Here is a 14,144-nt window from a genome sequence, read left to right on the forward strand (position 1 = left end):
TAAACCGGCATATTCACGTACATATCCAGGGTTGACGATCAACAACCGGCAGCTCAGTCTGCCGGTTCTCTTTTTTGTCGCGGGGGTGGTCGATGCCTTTCTTCACGGTTGACGGACAAGCGCTGCACTACATTGATCAAGGCACCGGCCCGGCCGTGTTGCTGGCCGGCAGTTATCTGTGGGACACGGCGATGTGGGCACCGCAGATCGCTGCACTGTCGCCGCACTACCGGGTGATTGCCCTGGACCTGTGGGGCCACGGTGAATCCGGGCGCTTGCCGCCAGGCACCACCTCGCTGGATGACATTGCGCGGCAGGCTGAGGCCTTGCTCGATCACCTGCAGATCGAGCAGATAACGCTGGCGGGGCTGTCGGTCGGCGGCATGTGGGGCGTGCGGCTGGCCTTGTCGGCACCACAGCGGATCAACGGGCTGGTGCTGATGGACACCTACGTCGGCGTCGAGCCTGAGCCAACCCGTCAATACTATTTTTCGCTGTTCAAGCAGATCGAAGAAAGCGGCGAGATTGCGCCACAGTTGCTCGACATCGTGGTGCCGATCTTCTTCCGTCCGGGCATCGATCCGCAGTCGCCGCTGTATCAGGACTTCCGCGCCAAACTGGCGGCCTACACCACGGATCGCCTGCGCGAAAGCATCGTGCCGATGGGCCGAATCACGTTCAGCCGTGATGACCTGTTGCCGCGTCTGGGCGAGCTGAACGCCGCGACCACTCTGGTGCTGTGCGGCGACCAGGACAAACCACGACCGCCCTCAGAGGCTCAGGAAATGGCCGAACTGATCGGTTGCCCGTGGGTGCTGGTGCCGGAGGCAGGGCATATCTCCAGTCTGGAGAATCCGCAGTTTGTGAGCGAGGTGTTGTTTACCTTTTTGGCTGAGCGCAACCGTTAAACCGTGTCATCGTTCTTTTCGCGAGCAAGCCCGCTCCCACAGTGACCGCGGTGATCCCTGTGGGAGCGGGCTTGCTCGCGAAGAGGCCAGATCAGGCAATAAAGAATTCGGACTTATTTCGGCCCGAGAATCTTCGCCAGTTTCTCCGGCGAAGGTGCCCCTTGCTGCTGTTGCAGCTCACCCTTGTCATCCATGTAGAAAATCGCCGGAGTCGCCTGCAATTCCAGGTCTTCCATCAACTGCATGTTCGCCGCGAGTTTGGTCTGCACTGCCGCCGGGATGTCTTTCAATGGCTTGAGGGTGCTGGCCTTGCCGGCCTTTTCGTGGTCTTCCAGGGCCTTGGCCGGATCTTTCGCGGCCAGCAGTGCAGCGGATTTGGCCGGGCTGTCTTCGCGGATGATCCCGACCATGATGTGCCGCAGTTGTACCTTGCCGGCCTTGACCCATGGCCGCGCCTGTTCCCAGAACATGTTGCAGTACGGGCAGTTCGGATCGCTGAACAGGTACACGGTGCGCGGTGCATCCTTGTTGCCGTCCTGAATCCAGTTGCTGGCTTCGAACTTGCCCCAGATTTCCTTGGCCATCGGCGCGTAGACCAGTTTCTGCAACGGCTCACTGCTCAAGTCCTTGCCGTCGGCGTCGTACAGATTGCCGAGCAAGACGTGCTGGCCGTCCGGTGTCAGGTACAGCGCCATGCCACGGTTCTGGTACTGCGCTGCATAACCGCGCAAGCCGTCCGGCGCGTCGAACTGGCCGACGATTTTCGCGCCCTTGGCTTCGATCTGCTTGATCGCGGCGGGCAATTCTTCGGCGGCCTGAACCGACGGCAGGTGCAGCAGGGCAGTGCCCAGAGTCAACGTCAGCAGGTGGCGGAGGCGGGGCATGGCAGTTTCCTTGCAGGGGTGGCCGGTGCGGCGGTTGGATTTGGGATGTCGAAGTTTTCCAGGGCGCGTGCCAGGCTGGCGTTCGACAGTTCGCCCAGGTGGCTGCTCAGCAAACGTCCGTCAGGGCTGTAGAACAGCGTAGTCGGCAGCGCCATGGAACCCACGGCTTGACCCAGTCGGCCGCTGCGGTCGAACAGTACGTTGTTCAGGCTCAGGCCCTGGGTTTCGAGGAAGGTGGCAACGCTTTGCATGCTTTCGGCCTGATTGACGAACAGAAAGGTCAGGTCCGGGCGTTGTTGTTGAGCGTTTTCCAGCACCGGCATTTCACGCCGGCAGGGCGGGCACCAGGTTGCCCAGAGGTTGATCACCAGTGGGCCACCCTGATAGTCGCTGAGCTGGATGGTTTCACCGGCGGCGTTACGCAGGGTGATTTCCGGCAGGCGCGTGCCTTGCTCGTAGATGTTCAGCGACAGGGTCGCCAGCAGCCAGAACAGCACGCCGCTGGCCACACCAAAACCCAGTGGCCGACGCAGGCCCGGGCGGCGCCAGCCGCGATAAAGTGCAGCCAGCAGCAGTACGATCACCCCCGGCCAGGCGAGGAAACCGCCGTCGCGCAGGTCGATGATCTGCCACGGGTCGTTGCGATAGTGCCCCCAATACAGGGCGACAAACGCCACGCGCGCCGCAAGCATGCCCAACAGGAAAAGGCTGAACAGCGCCGACTCGGGATTATCGCCGCCACGCTTGGCCACCCGCCAGCCGACAAAGGTCGCCAGCGCCAAGGCACTGATCAGCAGCAGATGGTTAAGCGCGATGGCGAAGGTGCCGAGGGTGAACGTCAGCATCAGTTGGCGTCTCGAGTGGTGGTCCAGCGTTGCAGGAATGTATCGGCATCGACTTCGCCGGTGATGCGCTGGCTACGCCGTTCTTCGCCGTCGGCGCCAATCCAGACAAAACTCGGTGGCCCCGGGACTTTGTAGCGGCCGAGCAGTTCGCGGCTGGCGGCATTGTCGGCGGTGACGTCGAGGCGCAGCAGGCGCACATCGCTCAGCGCCTGCATGACCTTTTCCTTGCCGAACACTTGTTTCTCCATGACTTTGCACGACACGCACCAGTCGGCGTAGTAATCGAGCAGCACCCATTGGCCCTGAGCCTTGGCGCTATCCAGTTCGTGTTGCAGGGTTGCGGGATCCTTGATCGTGGTGAACGCCTCATGCCCGCTCGGCGTGGCGCTGGCGACCCGGCCGGCGCTGTACACCTGCAACGGCTGATACGGATCGTCACTGCCACCGGCAGCACCAATCAGCAGCAGGCTGCCCCACAGACCGAGCAGCAACGAACTGGCGCCGAACACCTGGGCGACCCGGCCGAAACCTTCCGATTGCTTCCAGGCACAGAACGCGGCGATCAGCAGCAACGCGCCACACAGGCCCAGCCACAACGAGGCGTCCAGCACCGGGCGCAGCATCAGCAGCGCGGTCGCGAGGAACAGGAAACCGAAGATGCCCTTGAGCAGATTCATCCACGCGCCAGGTTTCGGCAGGAAGCGATTGCCCACGGTCACCAGCAGCAACAGCGGCACCCCGATACCAATGCCCAACGCGAACAGAATCAAGCCACCGTGCAGCGCATTGCCGCTTTGCGCGATGTACAACAAAGCGCCGGCCAGTGGCGCGGTCATGCACGGGCCGACCAGCAGCCCGGACAACGCACCGAGTACACCGGCACCGATCAGGCTGCCACCGCTGCGACTGCGCGAGGCGTGTTCGAGGCGATCACGCAAGGCCACCGGCAACTGCAATTCAAAGAAGCCGAACATCGGCAGCGCCAGCACCACAAACACTGCGGCAAACGCACCGAGCAGCCACGGATTTTGCAGCCATGCCTGCAGGTTGGCGCCGAGCAGGGCGGCGATCACCCCCATCGCCGCATACACCAGCGCCATGCAGATCACATAGCTGCTGGCCAGGGCGAAACCACGGCGTGGGGTGGCGCCACTGCCGACAATCATGCCCGCCAGAATCGGCAGCATCGGCAACGAACATGGGGTAAACGCGAGCAACAGGCCGAGGCCGAAGAACACCAGCAGGCTCCAGCCGAGCGCCCGTTGTTGCAGGCTGCTGGCCAAGGCCTGATCCGGCGCTTCGGCACTGGCTGTCGGCGTCGCTTTGCCGCCCAGATCGATGACCCGGGTCTGCGGCGGATAACACAGGCCGGCATCGGCACAGCCCTGGTAACTGACCTTGATCTGACCGCTGGCCGAGGCCGGGACTTTGACTTCCAGCCCCTGGCGATACACCGGTTGTTCACCGAAGAACTCGTCACTGTGCGACTCGCCCTCGGGCAATGCCGGCTGTTGCTCGGCCGGCAAACCGTCGAATTTCAGACGTTTCTGGTACAGGTAATAGCCGTCGGTGATTTGCCAGAACAGCTGGGTTTCCCCGGATTCAAGGCGTTCGGAAGTCAGCACGAAGGCTTTGTCGACCGGCAGAAACTCCGGTTTGGTCTCGAATGGATTGTTTCCGGCCTGGGCCAGGCCGGAAATCAGCAGTGCAAACAAAAGAAAAAAATGACGCATGGAGGAGCCTTGTCCCTGTGCAAGTGTGGGCACAATGGTGGATGGCGATTAACCGATGATTAACCGCCCCGCACGCTGTCCGATGGACGGCCCGAAGCAGATGCGCTGATGCCTGCAAGAGGTCTCGGTTTATCAGCAACCCGGGCCAGCGGATTTCGGAGATTGTATACGCGCCACATGTTTTTTTCGCGTCTTGATCATATCGGCGGGCCGGTTGTCATTCAGATAAACATAAAGACAAGATTTCGTATCTCGGAGTTATTCGTTGCCGCTGACATCTTGCTGTTTGCCAATGGCTCAACTTCGCTTGATAAAGCTTATTAATATGATTGCGGGTTTGACTGTTCTGGCGGGTAGGGACAAGGTGTGTAGCAATGTTGGCGATTAATCGATGCTTAATCGCCAACAATAACTCACTTGAAAAAAGTGTTTTCAGCCGCGCAGCAGTCCTGGCCAGGATTCGTCGTCAATCTGGATGGGACCGGACTCAACCTGATTTTCCTGAATGTTGTAGCGGATGTATTCATCCTTGTCCAAAAACAGATACCAGTAACTGTCCGCCAGCGTACGATCGTTTTGCGCACCCGTCATGATTCGGTCCTGATACTGGGCCAACCCAGGCCATGTTTCATCATTAATGGTTTCTTCGACAAGTGTCTCATAACCAAAATCAAGCCTGAGCGCCTTACCGTTGTCCATCAGGAAACGGAACAACTGTGCTCGGCCCGGCATGGTTTGCCACCACGTTCCTGCAATGATCCGGTCGAAGTAAGGCACAAGTTTATGCCAGCGTGATTCCTGAACTGGAACCGTGCTGATGCAGCGTTCATCGTCCTGATCATATTTGGTGACATAGGGAGTGAGTCGATCCTCTCCATAATGAAATAGCCACAGGAAGTCTCCGTCTATCCTGTCAGTGTCGAGTCCAGTGGTCGTAAAACCAAACCGCAACTGATAGGCGTCATGAAAGTCATCCCAATTCCCGGATACCTCCAAAGGATATTTTTCAGGTACTTTGTTTTCTGCCAGGCTGAAGCGCGAGTATATGTTGTAGTGCGTGAAAAAGAAGTAAATCTGGTCTTTGCCTGAGCGCCAGTCAACAGCGACGGCCTTTCCTAATCGAGACATGTTTAGTCCTTTAATGGTTGTTGAAGAAAGCGTTGTTGTTAATCGTGTGCAGTCGATGTTAGTTGCACAGCTTGATTTTTAATATGCCCGGTATGTTTCAATTTGAAAGTTGCGCCTGGCGGTTGTCGATCAGATTGGAACGCAGGTAGATGACCGACTCTTTACCTGACGTACTGCGGTGGTGGGGGCGGCTACGCAGCGTTTCTCTCGTTAAACGGTACACTTGGCATAACTGCGGCTTAATCTTCGGCTGCTTGAATGGCGTTTTTGCTCATGGAGCCCCCATGCACGTACTGGTTTGTGAAGACGATGAACTGATCGCCAGCGGTATCGTGGCCGGTCTCACGGCGCAGGGCCTGACGGTCGAGCACGTCAACACCGCCTCGAAAGCACGGGCGATGCTCAAGGTCGCCGAATTCGACGTGATGGTGCTCGATCTCGGCCTGCCCGACGAAGATGGCCTCAAGTTGCTGCAACAACTGCGTCAGCAGGGTCTGGAAATTCCGGTGCTGATCCTGACCGCGCGCGACTCGGTCACCGATCGGGTCGATGGCCTGCAGGCCGGGGCTGACGATTACCTGCTCAAACCGTTCGATTTGCGGGAGCTGTTCGCCCGTCTGCAAACCCTGTTGCGCCGGGTCGCCGGACGCAGCGTCAACCTGATCGAACACGGTGCGCTGACCTACGATCCGAGCAGCCGTGAAACCACGCTGGCCGGAAAACCGGTGGAATTGTCGCGTCGCGAGCAATCGCTGTTGCAGGCGCTGTTGCACAACCGTGGCCGGGTGCTGTCCACCGAGCAGTTGAAGGACAGCGTCTATGGCTTCAATGACGAGCTGGAAAGTAATGCGCTGAACGTGCACATCCATCACCTGCGCAGCAAGCTCGGCAAGGGTATTGTCGAAACTGTGCGCGGTCTGGGCTATCGCCTCGGGCCGGCCGATGGTGGAGAACAACAGAAGTGATGAGTCTGCGTCTGCGCCTGAGTCTGACCCTCGGCGCCGCCTTCGCCCTGATCTGGGCGCTGGCCGCGGCCTGGATGCTCAGCGACTTGCGCAATCAGATGATGTTTTCCCTCGACCAGCGTCTGGTAGCCTCGGCGCGCATGGTCGCCGGGCTGCTCGAGCAATTGCCGGCGCTGCCGAGCAAGGGCGAGGGCACCCATTTCAGTGCCGAACAATTGAACATTCCCGGCGGCATGGCCTGTCAGGTCAGTTCGCTGCGCGGAGAGATTCTGGCCCGCAGCCACAGCAGCCCCGAGCAAACCCTGGAAGCGGAAAAAATGGGCTTCCACGACCAGATGATCGATGGCGCGCCGTGGCGCAGTTTTACCCTTGCGCGAGGTGATGTGCGGATTACCACCGCCGATCGGCAGATCGAGCGCGAAGCCCTGAACATGTCGATCCTGCTGGCGGCTTCGGTGCCGGTCGGCGTGGCATTGCTCGGTTGTCTGTGCCTGTTGTGGCTGGGCATCGGCCAGGGCCTGGCGCCGCTCAATCGACTGCGCGAAGCCTTGATGCGACGCAATGCCGACTCGCTTGAGCCGTTGCAGTTGCAGTCGTTTCCCAGCGAGCTGAAACCCTTGCTCGATACGCAGAACCAGCTGTTCCAGCGCATTGGCAAGACCATCGAGCGTGAACGCCGCCTGACCGGTGACGCCGCCCACGAACTGCGCAGCCCGCTGACGGCGATCAAGACCCACCTGCAGGTGGCGCGCATGACCGAAGGCAGCGCCCGCGATCAGTCGCTGGCGCGGGCCGAGGAGGGCGCCGACCGCATGCACCGCACGCTGGAGCAATTGCTCTTGCTGGCGCGGGTCGAGGGCAGTCTGTCGTTCGACGACGGCGTGCAGTGCAGCGCCGAGCAGGTGGCGAAACTGGCGATGCAGGATGCGGCCGGCGGTGAGCGTCAGCGCATAAAGCTGCAATTGCCCAAGCAGCTCTCCAGTGCGCCGGTGCAAATGCCGGCGGTGCTGTCGATTGCCGCGCTGCGCAATCTGCTCGACAACGCCCTGCGCCATACCCCGGCGGACGCTAGCGTGGAATTGAGTCTGGAAACCGTCGGCCAGCGCGCACGCTTTGTGGTACGCGACCATGGGCCGGGTATCGCCGCCGATGATTTGCAGCACCTGACCCAACGCTTCTGGCGCAACGGTCAGAGCACCGGCTGCGGCCTCGGCCTGGCCATCGTGCAAGCCATCGTCCAGCGCTGCGCTTGCTCCCTGCATTTCGACAGCCGCCCGGATGGGCTGCGCGTCGAGCTGACCATGCCGCTGCAACCTGCCTGAACCACCAAAAATCCCCTGTGGGAGCGGGCTTGCTCGCGAAGGCGGCGTGCCAGTCAGCAACGTATCGACTGACCGGACGCCTTCGCGAGCAAGCCCGCTCCCACAATTGGGATTTGTGCTGTGGCACATCAAATGTAACGTCTCTGCATTGGTGATTCGCCGGCCCCGGCGTTAAGGTCGGGGCTGCTCTGACTCAATGGATTGAGGGAACGCGCCATGGAAGCACCGATCTGCATTTGCCCGGCCAGGCCGGCCGATGCCGGCCTTATCAGCCGCATCATCGAGCGTTCGATCCGCGTCGGTTGTGCGCTCGACCACCGCAACGACCCGCAACTGCTCAGCCGCTGGATTGACCTACAGTCCGCCGACGTCATCAGTGCGCACCTTGCCGATCCGCATTTCTATTTGAACATCGCCTTGCTGCAGGACAAGCCGGTGGGCGTCGGCATGGCGGCGGGCAGCGGCGACATCGGCTTTTGCCATGTGCAGCCGGAATGGTTTCGCCGTGGTGCAGGGCGCGCTCTGATGACTGATCTTGAAGGTTGGCTGCGGATTCGTGGTGTGCCACAGGTGAGCGTTTCCAGCACCCGTATCGGCGCGGCTTTTTATCGGCATCTGGGTTACCGCGAGACGGCGCCGGCCTTCACCGATCAGGGCCTGCACCGCGTTGCAATGCACAAGCCATTGGCGGTGCCCGACTGACAACTCGATCCGGGGTCTAAATCCTCGCCCCGCTTAAGCGTTTCCAGAACAGGAAAACCTGCATGTGCGCCCCGCGACCGGAACGCGCACCTGTGCGGTGTGCTGTTTTGGTCACTATCCATAGCGTATTGAGGGGTCGAGAGATGTCAGTCGCCACCAGCCTTATCGAAGAGTCGTCGGCCCGGATCACCTCCGCGCCGGCCGAAACCCTGTATCAGTTCAACGAGTCACCACTGCTGGCCCGGCAGAGTCAGCAGGAATCCAATGCCCGCAGCTATCCGCGGCGCATTCCGCTGGCGCTCAAACGTGCCAAGGGCCTGTATGTCGAAGATGTTGAGGGCCGTACGTTCATCGATTGCCTGGCCGGTGCCGGCACCCTAGCGCTGGGGCACAACCACCCGGTGGTGATCGAGGCGATCCAGCAAGTGCTGGCCGATGAACTGCCGCTGCACACCCTCGACCTGACCACACCGGTCAAGGATCAGTTCGTCCAGGACCTGTTCGGGTTGCTCCCGCCGGCATTGGCGGCCGAGGCGAAAATCCAGTTCTGCGGCCCGACCGGCACCGATGCGGTGGAAGCCGCGTTGAAACTGGTGCGCACCGCCACCGGGCGTAGCACCGTGCTGTCGTTCTCCGGCGGTTATCACGGCATGAGCCAGGGTGCGCTGAGTCTGATGGGCAGCCTGGGGCCGAAGAAACCACTGGGTGCCTTGCTCAGCAACGGCGTGCAGTTCATGCCGTTTCCCTATGATTACCGCTGTCCGTTCGGCCTCGGCGGCGCGGCCGGGGTGAAAGCCAATCTGAGTTATCTGGAAAACCTGCTCAACGATCCTGAAGCCGGCGTGCAGTTGCCGGCGGCGGTGATCGTCGAAGCGGTGCAGGGCGAGGGCGGGGTGATCCCGGCCGATATCGAGTGGCTGCGTGGCTTGCGCCGGATCACCGAGAAGGCTGGCGTGGCGCTGATCGTCGATGAGATCCAGAGCGGTTTCGCCCGTACCGGCAAGATGTTTGCCTTCGAACACGCCGGCATTGTCCCGGACGTGGTGGTGTTGTCCAAAGCCATCGGCGGCAGCCTGCCGCTCGCGGTGGTGGTCTATCGTGACTGGCTCGACACCTGGCAGCCGGGCGCCCACGCCGGCACGTTCCGTGGCAACCAGATGGCGATGGCGGCCGGTTCGGCGGTGATGCGTTATCTGCTCGAACACAAGGTCTGCGAACACGCCGCCGCCATGGGCGAGCGTCTGAGCGAACATCTGCGGATCCTGCAACGCGACTTCCCGCAACTGGGCGATATTCGTGGTCGTGGCTTGATGCTGGGCGTTGAGCTGGTTGACCCGAACGGCGCGCCGGACGCCCTCGGTCATCCACCGGCATTCGCGCGCCTGGCACCGCTGGTGCAGCGTGAGTGCCTCAAGCGTGGGCTGATTCTGGAGCTGGGCGGCCGGCATGGCGCGGTGGTGCGCTTCCTGCCGCCGCTGGTGATCACGGCTGTCGAAATCGATCGTGTCGCCGAGATCTTCGGCCGCGCCTTGGCCGCCGCTACCGCCGCCGAGTAAATTTTTCGCAGCGCCGAACGTTCTATCTACATACCCGGCTGCACCCCAGGTGCAGCCTACCCTTACACCGATGGAGAACCAGCATGACGTCAGTATTCGACCGCGAGGACATCCTCTTTCAGGTCGTGGTCAACCACGAAGAGCAATACTCGATCTGGCCGGATTACAAAGCCGTACCGGAAGGCTGGCGCACCGTGGGCAAGAGCGGCCTGAAGAAGGAATGCCTGGCCTACATTGAAGAAGTCTGGACCGACATGCGTCCGCTGAGCCTGCGTCAGAAGATGGAAGGGCAGGCGGCGGCTCAGTAATTTATCCGCCAAAAACAAACCCGCTGGACTGGTGACAGGCAGCGGGTTTTTTCATTCCTGGCAATGGTGTTGTTCTAGCGGGCCTCTTCGCGAGCAAGCCCGCTCCCACATTGGATCTGTGGTGCGCACAACTCCCCTGTGGGAGCGGGCTTGCTCGCGAAGAACGATAACGCGGTATTACTGAAACTACGCCCCGCTCAAGCCCTTGAGCAACAAATCCACATTCCCCTCCAGCTCCGCCACCGGATCCGCCGCATCGGTACTCAACACCAGCAGATGACTCCCCGAGGCGGCAATTGCTGCTTTCACTGCCTCCGATGGCTGGCGATGATGCAGCACCAGCGCCACGTCGTTGTCCTTCAGCGTCACCGTGAGTTTCTTCAGATCTTCGGCTGTCCACTCGGCATCTGCTCGTGCGTCCTGACCGATCAGCTCCAGATTCAGGCTGCCGATCAGGTAACCGAAGTGATCGCTGAGGCTCATCACGCTCAGGTTTTCAGCCTCGGCCAGGCGCGCTTCGCTGTCGGCGCTGAGCTTGAGCAGGCGCTGTTTCAGCGCCGCCAGATTGGCCTCGATCTTTGGTTTGGCGGACGGCGCCAGACGCACCAGATCCGCCGCGATCACGTCGGCCATCCGCCCCATGTTGTTGCTCGCCAGCCATGGCTGACTGTTCAAACCATCGACCTTCAACCCCGGCTGCACGGCAATCCCCGGCAGGGCGCCGTCGACCGGACGTGCCGCATCGACTTCGACAATGCGAATGTTGCTGCGCCGCGCGATCGGGTACAGCGGATCATCGGCCCACAGCGAGCGCACGCCAATCACCGCGTCGGCATTGCTCGCCAGTTTGCCCAGCGCCGGAGCGCCGCGACCGGTGAAGTATGCGGTCTGACGGCTGCCCGGCAGATTCGCCGGAGCTGCGCGCTCGAGGCTGACGTCAGTGCCCTTGAGCAGCACTTCGCCCAGACCGTAAGTGATGGGCAACGAGGCCAGCACGCGCAGCGGTTCAGGGTTTTCAGCCGCCATCAGCGGGCTGCCGACCACGCCGCACAGGGCCATGGCCAAGGTCAGTTTTCGCAGTGAGAAAGTCATTTATCCAAGGTTCCCTTTCAGACTCGGGACGACCCCGCGCGCAATGGCGGCGAGGGCGAAGGCAATGCCGGCGACCAGGATGATCGCGGCGCCGGAGGGGATCGGCAGGTCGAAGACGATCGGCGCGAGAATCCCGCATAGCGTGCTGACGGTGGCAATCAGCACCGAACACCAGAAGAAGCCCTTGAGCGACTGGCTCAGTAACCGCGCTGCCGCCGCCGGAATCACCAGCAACGCGCCGACCAGAATCGCGCCGATGACCTTCACCGCCGCGACGGTGATCAGCGTCACCAGAATCACGAACAGGTAATCCAGAGTCTTCACCGCCACGCCGCGCACCGCTGCCAGTTGCGGGTTGAAACTGGCGAGCATGATCCGGTTGTACAACGGCAGCGCCAGCGCCATGACCAGCGAACCGACGATGGCCAGCACCAGCAGATCGTTGCCGTTGACGGTGAGCACTGAACCGAACAGCACGTTCTCCAGAATGTGCACGTTGATCTTGCCGGCCAGAATCAACAGCAGGCTCGCGCCGAGGGCCAGCGATACCGAGAGGAACACGCCGATCAGGGTGTCCGGTGCCAGGCCGGTGCGGTTGCGCAAATAGTTGAGCAGGATGCCGAACAGCAGGCAGTAACCGAACAGGCTGCCGTACGGCCCGGTGTAGGGTTCGCCAAGCAGAATGCCGATGGCCACGCCGGTCAGCGCCGCATGTCCGACCGCTTCGGAGAAAAACGCAAAGCGCTTGACCACCACCAGCGTGCCGAGGCCACCGAGCACCGGGCCGATCAACAGGCCGGCAAGCAGCGCGTTGACCACAAATCCGTAGGCCAGCGCCTCCGGCAGGTAACCGGACGACGCCCAGCCTTGAACCATCAAACGAAAGGCTTCGTAACTCATCAGACCGCGCTCCGTGGATGGGTGGAAAACAGACTCAACAGGCGTTCCGGAGTCAGCGCCTGTTGCGGCGTAGCGTCGAACAGCACGCGGCGGTTGAGACCGGTGACCCGGTCGGCCAGACGCTTGACCGCTTCCAGATCGTGCTCGATCCACAGCACGGTGATGCCGGCCGCGCGCCAGTCACCGAGCAGGCGTTCGAACACCTGGATCCCGGCTTCGTCGAGGGCAGACATCGGCTCATCCAGCACCAGCAATTGCGGGGCCGGGATCAAGCCTTGCGCGAGCAACACGCGCTGACGTTCGCCACCGGACAACGCGCCCATGCGCCGCTTGCGTTTGTCCTGCATGCCGACCCGTTCCAGCGCCTCGCCGATGGCCTTGGCGTAGTGCTTGCTCAAGCCGAGAAACGCCGGCCGGCGCTGGCACATGGCGGCCATGAAATCGTCGACGGTCATCGGCAGGCCGCGATCGAATTCCAGCGCCTGCGGCACATAACCGATGGTGCCGGGTTGGCCGGGCCAGTGCAGGCTCAGTTGACCCTGATGCGGCATCTGCCCGAGCAGGGTCTTGATCAGCGAACTCTTGCCGCCGCCGTTGGGGCCGACCAGAGCGTGCACGTGGCCGGGTTGGACCTGGAAGCTGACGTTGTCGAGAATCGTGGTGCGCCCGAGGGTCAGAGAGACTTGCGCAAAATCCAGAGTCGGCCCCAATCCTTGTGGGAGCGAGCCTGCTCGCGAATGCGGTGTGTCATTCGATAAAGATGTTGGCTGACCCGGCGCCTTCGCGAGCAAGCCCGCTCCCACAGGGGATGGCGGGGTGTCAGAGAGGGATTCTTTTGCCGTCATGCCCCGGACTCCTGAATCGCCCGCACCACGGTGTCGAGGTTGCCGGTCATTTCCTTTTCGTACTTGTCGGCGGTGTATTCGCCATAGGAAATGTGCGACAGCGGATACAGCTTCACCCCCGACTCTCGCTGGATGGTTTCGACGTAAGTGGAGGGGAAATCCATCTCGGAGAAGATCACCTTGACGTCGAGCTCGCGCAGTTGGTCGATGGTCTTTTTCAACTGGCTCGGGCTGGGTTCGATGCCGTGGGCCGGCTCGACCACGGCCGTCACTTCCAGGCCGAATTCGCGCAGCAGATAGTCGTAAGCCGCATGCACCGTGGCCACACGCAGTTCGGCGTTGGGCGCCTGGGTCAGTTTGGCCAGCGCATCGGCGCGCATCTGCCGCAGGCGTTTGCCGTAGGCGCGGGCGTTCTGGGTGTAAGTCTTGGCGTTGTCCGGGTCGAGTTTGCCCAGTTCGCGGGCGATGTTGTTGACCTGGGCAATCGAGGCACTGATCGACAGGAACGTGTGCGGGTTGACCACTTTGCCGGCGCCGCGCGCAGCGGTTCCGGTGGCGGCCAGCAGCGGCACGTTTTCGTTGGCTTCGATGGTCTTGATGTTCGGCGTTTCGCTGGCGGCGATCATGCGGTCGGCGAAATCGTCATGGCCGACACCGTTGAGCACGATCACATCCAGACCGCTGATGCGCTTGATGTCTTCGGCGCGCGGCTCATAGGCGTGCGGGTTGAACCCGGCGGGAATCAGTGGCACCACATCGGCCTTGTCGCCGACGATGTTCGCCACATAGCTGTAATACGGGTGCAGGGTGATGCCGATGCGCAGGCGTTTGCCCGGTTCAGCACTGGCCAGTGGGCTCAGCAGGCACGCGCACAGGCCTATCAGCAGAGTGCGCAGGAGGGGACGGCGAGTCAGTGAAATAAGCATGGGCAAGCGGTCTTCTCTCGGGTGAAGGCG

General features: G+C 61.6%; 14 protein-coding genes. 6 read left to right on the forward strand and 8 right to left on the reverse strand.

Annotation, left to right across the window (positions count from 1 at the left end; genetic code table 11):
* Window positions 1-92: 92 nt before the first annotated feature.
* Window positions 93-908 carry an alpha/beta fold hydrolase gene (locus tag AC27VU_RS15245; RefSeq protein ID WP_488724364.1) on the forward strand — a complete coding sequence of 272 codons (816 nt, stop codon included), beginning with the start codon at window positions 93-95 and terminating at the stop codon, window positions 906-908.
* 113 nt (window positions 909-1,021) lie between these two features.
* Here AC27VU_RS15245 and dsbG read toward each other — a convergent pair whose 3' ends face one another.
* From dsbG to AC27VU_RS15265, 4 genes are all read right to left on the reverse strand, one after another.
* Window positions 1,022-1,792 carry a thiol:disulfide interchange protein DsbG gene (gene dsbG / locus AC27VU_RS15250; RefSeq protein WP_201136961.1) on the reverse strand — a complete coding sequence of 257 codons (771 nt, stop codon included), beginning with the start codon at window positions 1,790-1,792 and terminating at the stop codon, window positions 1,022-1,024.
* Window positions 1,768-2,637 (reverse strand): TlpA family protein disulfide reductase, encoded by an 870-nt coding sequence (locus AC27VU_RS15255; RefSeq protein WP_488724365.1) that lies wholly within the window; start codon window positions 2,635-2,637, stop codon window positions 1,768-1,770. The genes dsbG and AC27VU_RS15255 overlap by 25 nt, the downstream gene beginning before the upstream one ends.
* Complete coding sequence (gene dsbD, locus AC27VU_RS15260) at window positions 2,637-4,370, reverse strand: protein-disulfide reductase DsbD (RefSeq protein ID WP_488724366.1); 1,734 nt, start codon at window positions 4,368-4,370, stop codon at window positions 2,637-2,639. The genes AC27VU_RS15255 and dsbD overlap by 1 nt, the downstream gene beginning before the upstream one ends.
* A 432-nt stretch (window positions 4,371-4,802) precedes the next feature.
* Window positions 4,803-5,498, reverse strand: a complete 696-nt coding sequence (locus AC27VU_RS15265) for a hypothetical protein (protein WP_488724367.1) — start codon at window positions 5,496-5,498, stop codon at window positions 4,803-4,805.
* A 284-nt stretch (window positions 5,499-5,782) separates the two neighbouring features.
* Here AC27VU_RS15265 and AC27VU_RS15270 point away from each other — a divergent pair, with 284 nt between their 5' ends.
* The 5 genes from AC27VU_RS15270 (at window position 5,783) to AC27VU_RS15290 (ending at window position 10,351) form a co-directional block, all read left to right on the forward strand.
* Window positions 5,783-6,463 (forward strand): response regulator, encoded by a 681-nt coding sequence (locus AC27VU_RS15270; protein WP_003226669.1) that lies wholly within the window; start codon window positions 5,783-5,785, stop codon window positions 6,461-6,463.
* The gene (locus AC27VU_RS15275) at window positions 6,463-7,785 is read left to right on the forward strand and encodes an ATP-binding protein (protein WP_003226668.1); all 1,323 of its coding nucleotides are present in this window, start codon (window positions 6,463-6,465) and stop codon (window positions 7,783-7,785) included. The genes AC27VU_RS15270 and AC27VU_RS15275 overlap by 1 nt, the downstream gene beginning before the upstream one ends.
* A gap of 216 nt (window positions 7,786-8,001) precedes the next feature.
* The gene (locus AC27VU_RS15280; RefSeq protein ID WP_488724368.1) at window positions 8,002-8,487 is read left to right on the forward strand and encodes a GNAT family N-acetyltransferase; all 486 of its coding nucleotides are present in this window, start codon (window positions 8,002-8,004) and stop codon (window positions 8,485-8,487) included.
* A gap of 143 nt (window positions 8,488-8,630) precedes the next feature.
* A complete protein-coding gene (locus AC27VU_RS15285) occupies window positions 8,631-10,043 on the forward strand; it encodes an aspartate aminotransferase family protein (RefSeq protein ID WP_488724369.1) in 1,413 nt (470 codons plus the stop codon).
* Window positions 10,044-10,126: 83 nt separating this feature from the next.
* On the forward strand, window positions 10,127-10,351 hold the full coding sequence (locus AC27VU_RS15290; RefSeq protein WP_003226665.1) for an MbtH family protein: 225 nt from the start codon (window positions 10,127-10,129) through the stop codon (window positions 10,349-10,351).
* 186 nt (window positions 10,352-10,537) lie between these two features.
* On the opposite strand, the gene AC27VU_RS15295 is transcribed toward AC27VU_RS15290, so the two are convergent.
* Genes AC27VU_RS15295 through AC27VU_RS15310 form a run of 4 tightly spaced genes read right to left on the reverse strand, consistent with a single transcriptional unit; the run spans window position 10,538 to window position 14,114 of the window.
* Window positions 10,538-11,443 carry a metal ABC transporter substrate-binding protein gene (locus AC27VU_RS15295; RefSeq protein WP_488724370.1) on the reverse strand — a complete coding sequence of 302 codons (906 nt, stop codon included), beginning with the start codon at window positions 11,441-11,443 and terminating at the stop codon, window positions 10,538-10,540.
* A complete protein-coding gene (locus tag AC27VU_RS15300; RefSeq protein ID WP_003226663.1) occupies window positions 11,444-12,343 on the reverse strand; it encodes a metal ABC transporter permease in 900 nt (299 codons plus the stop codon). It abuts the gene before it with no gap.
* A complete protein-coding gene (locus tag AC27VU_RS15305) occupies window positions 12,343-13,188 on the reverse strand; it encodes a metal ABC transporter ATP-binding protein (protein WP_488724371.1) in 846 nt (281 codons plus the stop codon). Before AC27VU_RS15305 ends, AC27VU_RS15300 begins: the two co-directional genes overlap by 1 nt.
* Window positions 13,185-14,114 carry a metal ABC transporter substrate-binding protein gene (locus tag AC27VU_RS15310; RefSeq protein WP_103483791.1) on the reverse strand — a complete coding sequence of 310 codons (930 nt, stop codon included), beginning with the start codon at window positions 14,112-14,114 and terminating at the stop codon, window positions 13,185-13,187. Before AC27VU_RS15310 ends, AC27VU_RS15305 begins: the two co-directional genes overlap by 4 nt.
* Window positions 14,115-14,144 lie beyond the last annotated feature (30 nt).

This window comes from Pseudomonas sp. 14P5.3.2, assembly GCF_057799175.1.

Coding starts and splice junctions, on each gene's coding strand:
- AC27VU_RS15270 (WP_003226669.1), top strand. CDS start 5,783: ATGCACGTACTGGTTTGTGAAGACGATGAACTGATCGCCAGCGGTATC.
- AC27VU_RS15275 (WP_003226668.1), top strand. CDS start 6,463: ATGAGTCTGCGTCTGCGCCTGAGTCTGACCCTCGGCGCCGCCTTCGCC.
- AC27VU_RS15285 (WP_488724369.1), top strand. CDS start 8,631: ATGTCAGTCGCCACCAGCCTTATCGAAGAGTCGTCGGCCCGGATCACC.
- AC27VU_RS15280 (WP_488724368.1), top strand. CDS start 8,002: ATGGAAGCACCGATCTGCATTTGCCCGGCCAGGCCGGCCGATGCCGGC.
- dsbD (WP_488724366.1), bottom strand. CDS start 4,370: ATGCGTCATTTTTTTCTTTTGTTTGCACTGCTGATTTCCGGCCTGGCC.
- AC27VU_RS15295 (WP_488724370.1), bottom strand. CDS start 11,443: ATGACTTTCTCACTGCGAAAACTGACCTTGGCCATGGCCCTGTGCGGC.
- AC27VU_RS15300 (WP_003226663.1), bottom strand. CDS start 12,343: ATGAGTTACGAAGCCTTTCGTTTGATGGTTCAAGGCTGGGCGTCGTCC.
- AC27VU_RS15310 (WP_103483791.1), bottom strand. CDS start 14,114: ATGCTTATTTCACTGACTCGCCGTCCCCTCCTGCGCACTCTGCTGATA.
- AC27VU_RS15305 (WP_488724371.1), bottom strand. CDS start 13,188: ATGACGGCAAAAGAATCCCTCTCTGACACCCCGCCATCCCCTGTGGGA.
- AC27VU_RS15245 (WP_488724364.1), top strand. CDS start 93: ATGCCTTTCTTCACGGTTGACGGACAAGCGCTGCACTACATTGATCAA.
- dsbG (WP_201136961.1), bottom strand. CDS start 1,792: ATGCCCCGCCTCCGCCACCTGCTGACGTTGACTCTGGGCACTGCCCTG.
- AC27VU_RS15290 (WP_003226665.1), top strand. CDS start 10,127: ATGACGTCAGTATTCGACCGCGAGGACATCCTCTTTCAGGTCGTGGTC.
- AC27VU_RS15255 (WP_488724365.1), bottom strand. CDS start 2,637: ATGCTGACGTTCACCCTCGGCACCTTCGCCATCGCGCTTAACCATCTG.
- AC27VU_RS15265 (WP_488724367.1), bottom strand. CDS start 5,498: ATGTCTCGATTAGGAAAGGCCGTCGCTGTTGACTGGCGCTCAGGCAAA.